Below are 13,733 nucleotides of genomic sequence, written 5' to 3'. Positions count from 1 at the left end.
CAGCTTTTACAGCCCTACTCAACTGTGCGGAGGTGGGACGACGAAATCGAGTTCTAACGAATGACCGATTTCTGTCCCACTCTCTTTTGTGTTTGAAAAATTTTTCTTATTGTTTTAAAAATGGCAGCTCGGGATGTTTCTTAGTATAGAGCACCACTTCGATAAAGGTCCCTACTTGGACGGCAAAGAGCAGTCCGACGAGAAGATTAATCCGATGGTCTGTTTCATAAAACGGAGAGTTCCATAAGAAGTGATTGGCTACTGTCGAGAGAACACACCAAAGCCCAAAGAGTTTTTCCTTTTGCTGGGTTACTTGAGACAACAAGAGGAAGATACCAACAGATACAACAGCTGTATAGAGGGCATGTGAAGCTAATCCACCAGAAATCCGGTTAATGGCCTCAGTAACGGCAGCTAATTGGCTGGATTTTGTTTGGCGGGCAACGTACCCTAAATCCTCAATGATTTGAAAACCAAAGCCAGATCCCAAGCCTGCAATTAGAATCGCTTTTAGATCTTTCTTGCCAACCATCAAGACAACCCAAAAGGCAACCAGAGTCTTAAAGAATTCCTCTGAAAACGGGGCCGTCAAAGCATCGGTCCACTTGTTAAAGACAGTGGCATCCTTGATCACATGGCTATTCATAATATCAATCAAGCTATTGCCTGAAAAGCTCAACCAGCCTGCTACGAAGGCTCCTCCAAACATGGCAATCCATAAGACATAAGTTGGGACAGACAACTGCTTGGCCAATCGTTTTGAAAAGAGATAGAGCGGGATAATAATTGCAGCCAAGACAGACAAGTTTAAGACCAAATCTCTGCCGGCAGACTGGCTAAATTCTTGTTGAGAAAGATGACCGAGTTCAAACTCCAAGCCAATTCCTGCAAACAGTAGAAAAAGATAGATAGAGGCTCTTTGAATTTTAGTCATCTTGTTTTCCTCCCTTTTGTTTCTTTGAGCGAATCAGGTAGATTACAATCGCTAGAAGGGTTGCCCCGAACAAGCCTGCTGCTAAAATGTAATCATAGTCAAATTCAACGAGATCAATCTTCTCTTCATAAGCAGCATCTTCTTCGTCATCTAGATCCTGCAGGGCACTTTTTCCGTGTTCATCTGCCACCTTTTGTTCTGCTTCTTTTCTGATTTCTTGCAAGCGTTCGAAGGTTTTCTCAGCTCTTGCTAAGCTTTCCTCTGTTGCCTTCTTACTAGCTTCTTCAGGCTGAGAAGTAAGAGCGATTTGTTCCTGATCACTCAGATCTTGTTCGACCATCCACTGAGACTCCAACCGTTCCATTTCAGTACGAATCGCCCCATCTTCGAATAAATCTGGATACTTGGCCACAAGGTCATTGATTCTTGAAATGGTCCAATACCAAGAGCGATCATTGTAATGATCCCCTAATTCTTGGTAGGCTTGATAGGTGTTAAGGATATTGCCATAGTAGGGTAGGTATGGAGCATTTCGTGGACTACCCATTGACAGCCACATGGTGCCTCCACCTGCACTCGCTGGGACCTCATCTTTCAGTTGGAAAATATGGGCCTCCATGACATTTGGATTGGAAATAGGGTATTTATAAACCGCATCAAACTCCCCTTTTTTCGGAATGCCTTTTCCATCCAGCTCCATTTGATCCTGTGGTTTATATTTGGTTCCTTCCAAACGATTGCGTTGGAGATTCATAGCATCGCGGAGGGTTAATTTTCGATCGGTTGTATGAAGAAGGTCAAAGGACGCATCGTCATATTTAACAGGAGAGCTTGGGTCTAGCGATTTGATTCCCGACCAAACCCGAGAGCGATCTGCTTCTTGCAAAGGCGGATTATAGGATTGAGAAACGTGGAATTTTCCGTCCACTTCCTTATAGCTATTGGCTTCTTTGGCGACTTTTTCAAGATCTTTTGAAGCGATCGTGCGTTCGGTATCCGATTGATCGACATGCCCTAAGAAGAAAGTATTTGGAAAGACTGCAAAGCGATCTTCTGGGAAGAGAATGGCCGCATATTGGTGACCGGATAGGATTTCCATATACCAGACGCCTTCTTTATCGGCAATGGTCACAATATTTCCTTCTGCAGCGCCTTTTTCTTCGACGATTTTAGCAATGAGTTCAACCCCTTCTCTTGCGGTTTTCACACTAGGGAGAACGATACTGGTCAAGCCCGATTCTGCGAGGCCATCCTTGACATAGGGATCCACTTTTTGGATCTTGTCATTTGCTGAAGCAGATACAGTAGCAGAAATGGAAACCCCATATTCATTGAATCCTGCTTCATCAAAAATTCCTTGATCTGGGGTGACATCTGGGACCGCTGTATACTTATAGCTAATCTCTGGCAAGGGATATTGAAAACCGTTGGCGGCATCCTCAAAGATGGCACCTTTTTTATTGTAGACGCGCTCTCTGACCACAAAATTTTTATTATGGTTGGGCTCTAAATCTTCGGTACGCCCTACCAAGGTCGAGCCATCGGCAGTCAGTTTCTTCCCGATGATGAACCCCGTACAGGCCTCAACAGGTTGAGCAATCAACAAAAGCGGAAGCAAGGCTGCTACAGCTGAGCGAAAATAGTGCTTCTTCATCCTAAACTCCTTTTTAAAATTTTTTTCCTTATTTAGTATACTCTTTTACGACCCTGTTTTGCAAGCGTTTCCAGCAACCGTAAACGATTCGTAAACTATCAGAATTTTTGAGGGGAAACACTTTTAAAAAAAGAAAGAATTGGTATTTTCTGCCAATCCTTTTCATTTTCTCTGTTGCTTCGCTTGCCACAATTTTCCATAGAGGAGATAGTCGACTTCTCGGAGCTCTTTCAGGTTCTGACAACCGAGCGCACAAAGGAGTAATCTAAGGTCTTCTTTCCATCCTTGGACAATAGCAATCACTTCTTCGATGCCCTTGGTCTCTACCATCTCAAGAAAAACGCGGGAAAGTCCTACGCCACGCGCTCCAAGGACCAAGGCCTTGACCATATCAAGGGGATGACGGATGCCACCACTCGCGAGGATCTCAACCTGATCTATCTGATCTTGTAACTGTAAGAGACACTGCGCAGTTGATTGTCCCCAATCATCCAGATAAGCGCGATTGCCACCACGACGATTCTCAATATAAGCAAAACTAGTGCCACCACGGCCAGAAATATCGACGGTTTTGATCCCAGCCTCTAGTGCTAGCTGGACTGTTTTGGGATCCATACCAAAGCCGACTTCTTTCAGGACTACAGGTACAGGAAAGCCCTGCCCATAGCTCTTGAGATGGTCTTTCCAAGTGTGGAAACTCCGCTCCCCTTCGGGCATGAGCAACTCTTGCATCAGATTCACATGGACTTGAAGAAAGAGAGGTTGTAGCTCTTCCACTGTTCGCAAGCCCAAGTCTAGCTCTTTATCGATGCCAATGTTGGTTGCTAAAAGAAGATGAGGATGGTCTTTTTGGACCGCATACGATTGATCGTTCGGATCCTTCAGCCCTGCACTGTAAGAGCCAGTAACAAAGAGAATCCCACAGGCTTCGGCTACTGCTGCCAACTTTTGATTGATCTCTTTGGCCCGTTTACTCCCGCCTGTCATGGCATTGATATAAAAAGGGACCTCCCAATCACGCCCTGCGAAATGGGTTGTTAGATCAATCTCCGCTAGATCCACAAGGGGGAGGGATCGGTGAATCAGCTCGATTTCATCAAAGCTATTATAGCAGGAGCTTTGCTCTAAGGCATAGCGAATATGCTGGTCTTTTCGATTTTCGCTCACGAATCTCCCATCCTTTCTTGGTAAATGACTTCAATATTCTTTTCCTTCCAGCGCTCTATCAAGGTCTGAGTCTCAACTGGGTCAAAACTAAGGGCGATTCCACAGTCGCCTCCTCCGGCACCACTAGATTTGGCACAGGCAGAAAGTCCCTCTGTCGCTTCTTGCAGAACTTTTAGAGCTGGGGTATAGATCAAAGGGTTCAAAGACTTTAGATTCTTATCCGCACGTTTGATACTGGTCTCGATTTCCTTTTGGTTCCCTTCACGGAGGCCTTTTTCAAGATTCTTCACTGCACTCTGACTCTCCTGAAGAAATTCTTCCTTGATCGCTCCCTTGACCTGGCGGATCAAATCACTTGAAATCGCTGGTTCCTTGGTCCAACCAACCAGAAAATCATAAGCGATGGCTGGCTGGATCGAGCAGATCTGGTAGTCCCAATCCAGGTCTAAAACTTGTGAAAGAGGCTGAGAAGTCAAGACTTCATGCAACCAAGCCCTATCAAAGGATTGGTAATAAATCAAATCCTCATAAGCGATACAAGCCAAATCGCCCATGGAACCATTGTCCCCTCTTTGCACCAAGACCACTGCTGCTAGTCGAAAGAGCAGATCTGGATTTAAGTCTAACTCATACAGAGCAGCCATGGCCTTGATCACGAGCAAGACCACACTTCCGCTGGAACCAATCCCATACTTTTTCCCCTCTTCGCCCAGTGTTCCTCTAAGGTGAAGATCAAAAGGTTTAGGGGCTATTCCCTGATCTTTCAGCCACTCTTCCATGAGCTGAATGGTCTCTTGAATCAAGGCGTAGTCCTTATTTGGGGTCAAATCCACCTGGTAACCAAAAAGGTCTGAGGCTAGCTGGTAGGCTGTTGCTTCTTGGATGGTAGCTGACAGATAAATAGGGATAAACTGAATCACAGCTCCACACCCAGGCGTTAACACCGCGTATTCTCCGGCTAGATAGAGCTTGCCTCCGGTCTGTACCTGATACTTAGTCTTCATCTTGAGGGTCCTTTGTCTTAGATACGATGGTCCGATAGCGGGCGTCAAATAAAGGCACCAGCTGATCCAAGTCTTCTTCTAGACAGAGGACTTTAACATTTGGCCCTGCATCCATGGTAAAGTAACAAGCATGGCCCGCTGCGCGAAGCTCACGGACAAAATCCATGGCTTTGTAGCTTTCTTCTGTCAAGTAGCTAAAGGCTGGAGTGGCTGTCCTGGTCGTTCCATGCATGGCAAGGGCATTGCGCTCTGTCAAGTGACCGACCCGTTCAAAATCATTGGCAGCTAGATAGCCCAGCATGTCCTTGTAATCTTGACGAGACTCCTCCACCCATTCTTTGAAATTGGTCGAGGTTTCCATGCAGCGTTTCATCCCTTCGCGGCTGGAAACGGGCTTTTGCTTATCATTGAGAACCAGCATAATCATAGCCAGTTTCAGGTCTGTTTTGACCTTATAAATCTCTCCACTTTCTTTATCCCAGGCTGCTAAGGGACCAAAGAAAGACCGTGAAGAGGAACCCGAAGCAAACTTGGCTTTTTGAGCTAATTTCTCCTGACTCAAGCCCAAATCATAATACTGATTGCAGGCCTTGACAAGAGCAGAGAGGCCGCTTGAGCTAGAGGACAAGCCTGCTGCGGTTGGCATGTTGTTTCTGGTATCCACCCGAACAAATCCTTCTTCATCTGCTGGCTTCAAGCCATCAATGACAGCTCCAATTTTGGCTTGCTCAGCTGGATGTTGGAATTTTCCATCAATGTAAAATTCATGCGCAGTCGCATCAGCTGGTAAAGGAGACAGGGTGGTTTCTGTATACATATTCTCTAAGGTCAACGAAATCGAACTGGTCGAAGGAACCATCTGTTTGGCATCTTCTTTTCCCCAGTATTTGATAATCGCGATATTGGCATAGGACTTAGCCTTTACAGGTTTTCGATCCATGTATGGTGTGCTCCTTCTTTTTCTAATGCATGGGCAATGGTTTCTGCTTCACGAGAATCCTTGACGAGGGCAATCACACAGCCTCCAAGACCGCCCCCACTCATTTTAGCCCCTAAGGCCCCATTTTCAAGGGCAACGGCGACCAGTTGATCCGCTTCTTTACAGCTGACACCGACGGCTCTCAAGTGGTCATGACAAGCCGTAAGAGCCTGCCCAAGGCCAATAAGATCTTTTTCTTTCAGAGCCCCTTCTACCTGCTGGGTCAACTGACCAATCTCATGGAAATGGGACAAAACTTCCTGCCCTTTAGCTTCAACCTTTTGAATCGCCTCACGGGTATTACCGTGAATCCCCGTATCCGCAATCACCAAACTCGCTTTTATACCCAGCTCCAGCGGGTAAAAGCCGACATTCCGGATGAATTTAATGGCTTGATCGCTCAAACAGGTCTTGGCATCAAGCCCGCTTGGATGCATATGGGCAATGGTTTCTGCTCGATTGACCAGGATTTCTAAGGTCTCTTCATCCAGCTCCTCTTGATAATAGTCAAAAACTGCACGAATAGCTGCGATACTGACCGCCGCAGAGGACCCCATCCCACGTTTTTCCGGTACCATAGACTGAATCCGGCAGCGAATCCGGGCCTCACGAATCCCGAGGTGCTCAAGAGACGCAAAAACCGCCATGGACAAGGTGTCGTCTTCAAACAGAATCCATGGGCTGTCTGCTGGGATAATCTGGCAGGTCACTTCGATATGATGGAGAGGTAGGGCAATAGCTGGATAGCCATAGACCACCGCATGCTCTCCAATTAAGATAATTTTACTATGCGCCTTTCCGACGCCTATCTCTTTATGCATATTCATCTCGCTCTATTAAGGTCATTACTATTTTAATATAAATCAGCCAAAAAAGCGATGCTTTTGAAGGAAATCCAACCTAAGATGGAGTCCAAAAATGGATCACCCAAAAGAGCTCCTTTTTATGGACAGACAAGAAAAGGCCGGGAAACATCATCCCAGCCATCCATTTCTATTTCTCACATTCTTGTTTGATCAAGTCCATCAAAGAGTTGCGATCCAAGATCCATTGGGCCCGTTCATCCTTCTCATAGGTCCGGTTGGACAAAAAGATCACAGCCTCCTGCCTCTTTCGATTGTACATGATGAAGGTTCCTGTATAGCCCGTATGATCCAACCAGTCCCCCTCTAGATTCCATCCGAGAGCGCGGGTCTTGCCCTCTTTAGGCGCAAAATTCTGAGACAGTTCGCGCGCAAAATCATCCCTCAGATAATGCTCTAAGAAGCGCTCTAGATCTGAAACCGTTGAAAAAAGTCCAGCACTTCCCGCATGACGACCCAATACTCTCGCTTTTGGATCATGAACACTTCCAGAAGCAAGGCCACGGACCGTTGGCACCGCCTTTTCGACCGGTCCAAACCGTGTCTCTGTCATCTTCCAAGGTGTAAAGATCAGCTCTTCAAATAAACGATCCAAGGGCTGGTGAAACCTGTCTTCTAACCAAAAGCCCAGCAGAAGAAAATTGACGTCGGTGTAATGAAAACTCTTGTCTTCTTTCAACTGCAAATTTTCAAGAGCTGTTTTCAACTGTCTCGCATCCAATTGATCCCGGTTGGGGATAAAAGGATCCAGCCCAGAAGTATGGGTCAAGAGTTCCCGGATGGTCGTCTTCTCATGAGCAAAACGCGGGTAAAACTCTTTAAAGGGACGATCGAGCGGAAGCTCCCCTTTCGCATACAAAAAGGCACAGATGGTAGCGACTCCGACGACCTTGCTGACACTGGCCAAATCATAGACCAGGTCAGCCACTACTGACTCTCCTTTTTCAGGATCCGCTAGTCCCAGATAGTGCTCACTCCACTGACCATTGAGGTAAAGCGCAAGAGAGGCACCTGGATAGATGCCTTCTTGGATTTGTTCGATAATTTTTTCGATGATTGCATTCACGCTCATCACTCCATTCTTATTCTTCATAAGAAATATGGACCTGATCTTGATTGGCTTCAAACCAGAGTTCAATCTGACTTGGATCTTTGGCAATCAAGAAAGTTCCCTTACGGTGCACAAAATCGACAGTTTCTCCCAAGCGTTCTTTCACGACTTCCACATCAAAAGATGCCAATTCGACCTTGATCATGCTCAAATCCCAAGTCACCTTGTTCTCCACTTGGAGATCTTCTCCTTGGGCTTCCTGCAAATGGATAAAGCGGGCAAGATCTGTCAAGCGTCTGTAAAGCTCCTGAGATTGGGCAAGATCAGCCACGTTGACCTCAAGAAAGTCCACATCAAAGTTCGTCAAACCTTTGAAATCTTCGGGAGCTTCTACAAGAGGCGCTTTCTCCAACGGTTCTAGGCTTTCAAGATTTTCTTCAGCATGCACGAAAATGGTATCTCCTTGAGGAGACACAACTTCAAAGGCGCGACCATTAGCTCCTTGGTAAAGGGCGCTTGTTTCTGGCTGGCGGGCCAACAAATAATCAATTTCTTGAGCTTGTGCCACTTTCACCACGATGCGACCCAATTTCTTTGGACCTTCGACCTTACGCGAACGCATACTCGGTGACTCTTCTAAGACGATTTTTTCTACTTTTGAGGCATCTCCTAAAGATAGGAGAGCTCCTTCTTCCACTAATACTTTCATTCCCAATGTCTCTTCATAAAAGCGTTGATTGACATTTCGGTTATTCACTTTCAAGACTGGGATCACTCTTACGATCTGATTTGCTGTCATAACTTCCTCCAAGCTCTTTTTATTGTAAATAATTTTCTGGTTTTTTACAAGAAATTTTGCGCAAGAAAAGACAGATTTCTCAAAATTTAGAATCTGTCTTTCTTTTCTTAATATACTGTTCTTGTATGGACCAGCCCATTTGGAGCTTCAAATTCATACTCTAAATAATCCTGATAGGTCCCTGGTGCAATCACTCCCCGCACATCTAATACGGCCGTTCCCGCCTGTCCCACAATTGAATCTGCCAACAGGCAGCAATTAGTAGACAGAACAAAATAAGATTTAAAACGCGAAGAAGTAAATTTATATAATTCAGCCCCTAAATCATACTTCAATTTGTAGGCATAGGTCGGCTGACCGTCTTCTTGTAACCTACTAGGCGGATCCCAAGGTGTTAATAACTGATCAATCTCAGCTAGACGCTTCTCCACTGCCTGACTCTCTTCTTCAGTAAGGGATAGGCTGTAGCCAAACAGCGTCTTTTGACTCTCTTTTTTACATAGTTCGATGTATGGTTCCTTATCCACTTTAAACAGTACGCCATCCCCAATCGTCCCAAATAGACGCTCTGAAAAGGGATCGTAACTTCCGTAAGAAATGACCTTCCCCTGATAACAAATATCTACATGCCCAATCGCTCCAAATAAGTTGCTGTCAGAAGTATGAACCAAAATTTCTAATTCCCTTGCCTCTTCTTCTTTTTTCACCAATCGATAAGGGCCTGTGTGTCCCGCCGAGCTCCCTTTTTGAAGAAACTGGTTAAACCGTTTTAACTCCTTAGCAGGGATAAAGGCTGCAAAGATAACCGGTAGGCTAATACGAAAGCGACGTTTTAACTCTTGGCCTTGTTGGTCTTTGTCAAATAAAATACCATCTCGAATATTAGAAATCCCCAACAAGACCAGATAAGCCCCCAAGAGGATAAATTGGAAGTGCCCATCTGAACCAGGTTCCAAGACAGTTGCTAGACCAAGCCCACCGTTTAAAAGCGCATCCCATAAATAGAGCCAGCCTCCTTTTACCCGATTGGCCTTATAAAGCCAAAATGTGATCCCATAGACAATGGCACTCCCCAACTGATATGCCCCTAAACAAATCACAACTAAGTTTACGGGCAGACCACTCAGTCGATTCAACCAGATCAACGCAAGTGAAAGAAAAATAAACCAAATAGAGTGGCTATAGGAAATAGACTTGCTACGTAACAAAAAGCGAAGAAGAAAGCTTCCTAGTCCATCAACTAAAAAGTAAATGGCTAATAGATCCAAGGAAAATTTGGTGAAACCAACGCCGTTTCGAAAAATGAGAATCCCAAAAATGACGGCAAGAACCCCAAACAATAAGGTCCGTCTTCTTGCAACTTGTTCAAAAGATATTTTTTTCAATATTCCTTCTCCTTATAGACGAAAGGTCTTTAGACAAATACTATTTTATCAAGTATAATATAAGAAGTAAAGAAAAAAGAAACTGATAAAAGGAGCAGTCTATGAAATACAATCAATATAGCTATCTATCTGTTGACCAAAAAGACATTCTTAAGGAACTAAAAGAAATTGGGTTTGACCTTCCCACCCACCTCCCAGAAAAAGAACTGTTTGAATGGTTTGTCCGCAAGGTTTACTTCACCTATAAAGATACAGATTATCCCCTCTCTAACCTAGTGGTGGATTCTAAAACAGACTTTTTAACGTATATCCAATCTGACTGCGAATGGTCTCCGAACATTTTTTACACAGTAGCCCTCCAATTACTCGGTTTCCGCTATTTTATTGATTTTGAAGATACGGATAGCTTCTTGAAAGAAGTCCAATTTCCGATTGAGTATGGAAACTTGGTAGAAAACCTCTATCACCTTCTCAATACTCGAACAGTCAAAGGGAATTTACTAATTGATCAGTTGGTCAGCGATGGTTTGATTCCTGAGACCAACCAGTATCACTATTTTAATGGTAAGAGCCTCGCGACCTTTACAAGCCAGGATGCTATCCGTGAGGTCGTTTATGTCGAAAGTCGGGTCGATACCGACCAAGATGGCCTGCCAGACTTGGTCAAGGTCAGCATCATCCGTCCTCGCTACGAAGGCAAGATTCCAGCTGTCATGACCGCTAGCCCTTACCACCAAGGGACTAACGACAAGGCCAGCGACAAGGCCCTCTACAATATGAATGTCGACCTCGAGGTCAAAGAACCTCATTCTATCCAACTAGAAGAACCCCAATTAGAATTGGTGGACCCTCTTGGTCAAGCTGAACTAGTCGACGAAGCTGAAGAAACCCTCACTCATATCAATTCCAGCTATACCCTCAATGACTACCTGCTTCCACGTGGCTACGCTAATCTCTACGTATCTGGAGTTGGAACAAAAGATTCGCAAGGGCTGATGACCAATGGAAATTACCAACAAATCGAAGCCTACAAGAATGTCATCGACTGGCTCAATGGCCGTTGTCGTGCCTTCACAGATCATACACGCAAACGTCAAGTCAAAGCTGATTGGTCTAATGGAAAGGTCGCAACCACCGGGATCTCTTACCTTGGAACCATGTCTAACGGCCTTGCGACCACAGGTGTGGACGGCCTAGAAGTCATCATTGCAGAGGCTGGGATTTCTTCTTGGTACAACTACTACCGCGAAAATGGCCTCGTCACAAGTCCTGGTGGCTATCCAGGTGAAGATTTCGACTCCCTTGCCGAATTGACCTATTCACGCAACCTTCTAGGTGGGGATTATTTACACCACAATGCGGCCCACCAAGCCGATCTTGATCGCGTCAAAAAAGAGCTGGACCGAGCTTCTGGAGACTACAATCAATTCTGGCACGATCGGAATTATCTCTTAAACGCAAATCAGGTCAAGGCAGAGGTGGTCTTTACCCATGGTTCCCAAGACTGGAACGTCAAGCCGCTTCACGTCTTTAACATGTTCCAAGCCCTTCCAGCAAGCATCAAGAAACACCTCTTCTACCACAATGGTGCCCATGTTTACCTCAACAACTGGCAATCCATTGACTTCCGTGAGAGCATGAATGCCCTTCTCTCTAAAAAATTGCTGGGCTACGATTCAAGCTATGAGTTGCCAACTGTCATCTGGCAGGACAATACAGGAGAACAAAGTTGGACTTCCTTGGATGATTTTGGCAACCAAACAAGTCAGCGAACCTTCCTACTCGGAGACGGTGAAAAAGTCATCCAAAACCGCTATGAAACAAAAGATTACGAGCGCTATGGCAAGGCTTATCCGACCTTCTTAAGCGATCTCTACCAAGACAAGGCGCAACAGGTGACGATCGATCTTCCAATCGAAGAAGACCTGCACCTCAACGGGAAAGCTCGCCTTCACCTACGACTTCATTCCAGCACCAATAAAGGCCTGCTTTCAGCCCAACTCTTAGAGCTTGGAAGCAAGAAATACCTCCAACCCTATCCTGCAGTCTTATCGGTCCGTACGCTGGATAACGGTCGCTACCACATGCTAGACAACTTGACCGAGTTGCCATTCAAGGAGGCGGGCCAACGAGTGATTTCGAAAGGTTATCTCAACCTCCAAAATCGTCATGACCTCTTAGAGGTTGATGCCGTAACACCAGGCGAGTGGATGGAATTTGACTTTGATCTCCAACCAACCATCTACAAGCTCGAAAAAGGGGCAACTCTTCGCTTGGTCCTTTACACGACGGACTTTGAAATCACTGTGCGTGATCAAACCGATTACCAACTCACCATTGACTTAGCACAATCAAGCCTCCATCTTCCTGAAATGACAGAGGCCCACTAATCGTGGTATCAAGGCTTATCCTTTCTTTGCTTCATTTGACAGCTTAGCCTACTTATGTTACTATCTAATAGAGTATTTCATAGAAAAAGATATTAGAGGAAGTTATGGCGATTGAAAAAACTGTCAGCGAAATTGCTGAAATTTTAGGAGTCAGCCGCCAGGCGGTCAATAACCGTGTCAAGGCGCTGGCTCCAGAAGATACCCAAAAAAATGAAAAAGGGGTTACCGTTGTAACCCGTAGTGGCTTGATCAAGCTCGAAGAAATCTACAAAAAAACTATTTTTGAAGATGAGCCAGTCAGCGATGATGTGAAGCAACGCGAATTGATGGAAATTTTGGTAGATGAAAAAAATGCTGAAATCGTCCGTCTCTACGAGCAACTCAAGGCCAAAGACGAGCAACTCGCTAAGAAAGATGAGCAGTTGCGCGTGAAAGACGTTCAAATTGCTGAAAAAGACAAGCAATTGGACCAACAACAACAATTGACTTTACAAGCAATGAATGACCGCGACACCTTGAAACTTGAACTCGAACAAGCCAATGAAAAAGTTCAAGAGCAAGAAAGCAAAGGTTTCTGGGCACGCGTTTTCCGTCGATAATCTGGGGCTGGATCCTACCAGTCCCTTTTCTTTTCTACCACAGGAGATTTTCCATGAAAACATTAGAAGATTATATCGCCTTCGATCTCGAATTTAACCAATACGAAGGTGCCTATCAGATCATCCAGGTGTCTGCCGTGCGTTTTACGGACGGTAAAGAAGTCGACCACTACGACTCCTACGTCTACACCGATAAGCCTCTAAAAAGCTTTATTAATGGCCTCACTGGCATAACCCAGGACAAGATCCAAAATGCTCCACAACTAGAGCAGGTCCTCGGCGAATTCAAGGCCTTCGTTGGAGACCGCCCCTTGATTGGATACAATGCCAAAAAGAGCGACCTTCCCATCCTACTTGAAAATGGCTTGGATTTAGAAGACCAGTACGCTGTCGATGTCTTTGACCAAGCCTTCGAACGTCGTCCATCTGACCTTCATGGCATTAAAAATCTCCAACTCCACACCGTTGCAGCATTTCTGGGAGTTGCAGGAAAATCACACGATAGCTTAGAAGACGCCCGCATGACAGCTCTTGTTTACGAACAATTCCTCGAATTTGATCAAGGCCGCACCCTCCTTGAAGAACAAGAAAACTTCTCCACCAACCCCTTCGGAGGCTTGGACTTATCCGGATTTTTTGATGAATAAAAAAAGCTCAAAACTGAGCAGTACTCCTAGAGTTAGATGTTTTCATATCTTTCTTTGGGGGTTCTTTTTATTTCATTTCTGTAAAGATTGACTAAAGTAAATTTTCATCCAACAAACAAGTAGAGCTTTTTCAAAGGCTTAACTTAAAATATTAGTTATTAAAGATTTAATCATTTCTAATTTTTTAAATATTCATTGACCAGACTTATTCTTAGATGTATAATGAGCATGTAAAATATATCACAAAGAATAATATGTAAT

At 44.9% G+C, this 13,733-nt stretch carries 12 protein-coding genes; 3 read left to right on the top strand and 9 right to left on the bottom strand.

Features of this window, described 5'->3' with window-relative positions; genetic code table 11:
• Positions 1-106 precede the first annotated feature (106 nt).
• From ADG03_RS01265 to ADG03_RS01225, 9 genes are all read right to left on the bottom strand, one after another.
• Entirely contained in the window at positions 107-934 is an 828-nt protein-coding gene (locus tag ADG03_RS01265) for a PrsW family glutamic-type intramembrane protease (protein WP_049471909.1), read from the bottom strand.
• On the bottom strand, positions 927-2,588 hold the full coding sequence (locus tag ADG03_RS01260) for a C69 family dipeptidase (RefSeq protein WP_049471910.1): 1,662 nt from the start codon (positions 2,586-2,588) through the stop codon (positions 927-929). The genes ADG03_RS01265 and ADG03_RS01260 overlap by 8 nt, the downstream gene beginning before the upstream one ends.
• A 162-nt stretch (positions 2,589-2,750) precedes the next feature.
• Positions 2,751-3,755 (bottom strand): type 2 isopentenyl-diphosphate Delta-isomerase, encoded by a 1,005-nt coding sequence (fni, locus tag ADG03_RS01255; protein ID WP_049471911.1) that lies wholly within the window; start codon positions 3,753-3,755, stop codon positions 2,751-2,753.
• Complete coding sequence (locus ADG03_RS01250) at positions 3,752-4,759, bottom strand: phosphomevalonate kinase (RefSeq protein ID WP_049471912.1); 1,008 nt, start codon at positions 4,757-4,759, stop codon at positions 3,752-3,754. Before ADG03_RS01250 ends, fni begins: the two co-directional genes overlap by 4 nt.
• Positions 4,749-5,699, bottom strand: coding sequence for a diphosphomevalonate decarboxylase (mvaD, locus tag ADG03_RS01245; RefSeq protein ID WP_049471913.1), 951 nt, complete (start codon positions 5,697-5,699; stop codon positions 4,749-4,751). The genes ADG03_RS01250 and mvaD overlap by 11 nt, the downstream gene beginning before the upstream one ends.
• Positions 5,681-6,559: a mevalonate kinase gene (mvk, locus tag ADG03_RS01240; RefSeq protein ID WP_049471922.1), complete on the bottom strand. Its 879-nt coding sequence runs from the start codon at positions 6,557-6,559 to the stop codon at positions 5,681-5,683. The genes mvaD and mvk overlap by 19 nt, the downstream gene beginning before the upstream one ends.
• A gap of 172 nt (positions 6,560-6,731) precedes the next feature.
• The gene (locus ADG03_RS01235; protein WP_049471914.1) at positions 6,732-7,673 is read right to left on the bottom strand and encodes a serine hydrolase domain-containing protein; all 942 of its coding nucleotides are present in this window, start codon (positions 7,671-7,673) and stop codon (positions 6,732-6,734) included.
• A 10-nt stretch (positions 7,674-7,683) separates the two neighbouring features.
• The gene (locus ADG03_RS01230; RefSeq protein WP_049471915.1) at positions 7,684-8,451 is read right to left on the bottom strand and encodes a CppA N-terminal domain-containing protein; all 768 of its coding nucleotides are present in this window, start codon (positions 8,449-8,451) and stop codon (positions 7,684-7,686) included.
• A 107-nt stretch (positions 8,452-8,558) separates the two neighbouring features.
• On the bottom strand, positions 8,559-9,836 hold the full coding sequence (locus ADG03_RS01225) for an HdeD family acid-resistance protein (protein WP_414716449.1): 1,278 nt from the start codon (positions 9,834-9,836) through the stop codon (positions 8,559-8,561).
• A 101-nt stretch (positions 9,837-9,937) separates the two neighbouring features.
• Here ADG03_RS01225 and ADG03_RS01220 point away from each other — a divergent pair, with 101 nt between their 5' ends.
• The 3 genes from ADG03_RS01220 to ADG03_RS01210 all read left to right on the top strand — a co-directional run bounded on the left by ADG03_RS01220 (position 9,938) and on the right by ADG03_RS01210 (position 13,472).
• Positions 9,938-12,226, top strand: a complete 2,289-nt coding sequence (locus ADG03_RS01220) for a Xaa-Pro dipeptidyl-peptidase (RefSeq protein ID WP_049471917.1) — start codon at positions 9,938-9,940, stop codon at positions 12,224-12,226.
• Positions 12,227-12,330: 104 nt separating this feature from the next.
• Entirely contained in the window at positions 12,331-12,825 is a 495-nt protein-coding gene (locus ADG03_RS01215; RefSeq protein WP_003008835.1) for a DUF536 domain-containing protein, read from the top strand.
• Between the two features lie 53 nt (positions 12,826-12,878).
• Positions 12,879-13,472, top strand: a complete 594-nt coding sequence (locus ADG03_RS01210; protein WP_049471918.1) for a 3'-5' exonuclease — start codon at positions 12,879-12,881, stop codon at positions 13,470-13,472.
• Positions 13,473-13,733 lie beyond the last annotated feature (261 nt).

The sequence above is a fragment of the Streptococcus parasanguinis genome (assembly GCF_001069785.1).
In the GTDB taxonomy this organism is placed as follows: domain Bacteria; phylum Bacillota; class Bacilli; order Lactobacillales; family Streptococcaceae; genus Streptococcus; species Streptococcus parasanguinis_T.
The sequence above is the reverse complement of the archived record's forward strand: the minus strand, read 5'-3'. Positions and strand labels throughout refer to the sequence as shown.

What these genes read in the sequence shown, in the direction of transcription:
- ADG03_RS01265 (WP_049471909.1), bottom strand. Translation starts at nt 934, where the DNA reads ATGACTAAAATTCAAAGAGCCTCTATCTATCTTTTTCTACTGTTTGCA.
- ADG03_RS01260 (WP_049471910.1), bottom strand. Translation starts at nt 2,588, where the DNA reads ATGAAGAAGCACTATTTTCGCTCAGCTGTAGCAGCCTTGCTTCCGCTT.
- ADG03_RS01250 (WP_049471912.1), bottom strand. Translation starts at nt 4,759, where the DNA reads ATGAAGACTAAGTATCAGGTACAGACCGGAGGCAAGCTCTATCTAGCC.
- mvaD (WP_049471913.1), bottom strand. Translation starts at nt 5,699, where the DNA reads ATGGATCGAAAACCTGTAAAGGCTAAGTCCTATGCCAATATCGCGATT.
- mvk (WP_049471922.1), bottom strand. Translation starts at nt 6,559, where the DNA reads ATGCATAAAGAGATAGGCGTCGGAAAGGCGCATAGTAAAATTATCTTA.
- ADG03_RS01235 (WP_049471914.1), bottom strand. Translation starts at nt 7,673, where the DNA reads ATGAGCGTGAATGCAATCATCGAAAAAATTATCGAACAAATCCAAGAA.
- ADG03_RS01230 (WP_049471915.1), bottom strand. Translation starts at nt 8,451, where the DNA reads ATGACAGCAAATCAGATCGTAAGAGTGATCCCAGTCTTGAAAGTGAAT.
- ADG03_RS01220 (WP_049471917.1), top strand. Translation starts at nt 9,938, where the DNA reads ATGAAATACAATCAATATAGCTATCTATCTGTTGACCAAAAAGACATT.
- ADG03_RS01215 (WP_003008835.1), top strand. Translation starts at nt 12,331, where the DNA reads ATGGCGATTGAAAAAACTGTCAGCGAAATTGCTGAAATTTTAGGAGTC.
- ADG03_RS01210 (WP_049471918.1), top strand. Translation starts at nt 12,879, where the DNA reads ATGAAAACATTAGAAGATTATATCGCCTTCGATCTCGAATTTAACCAA.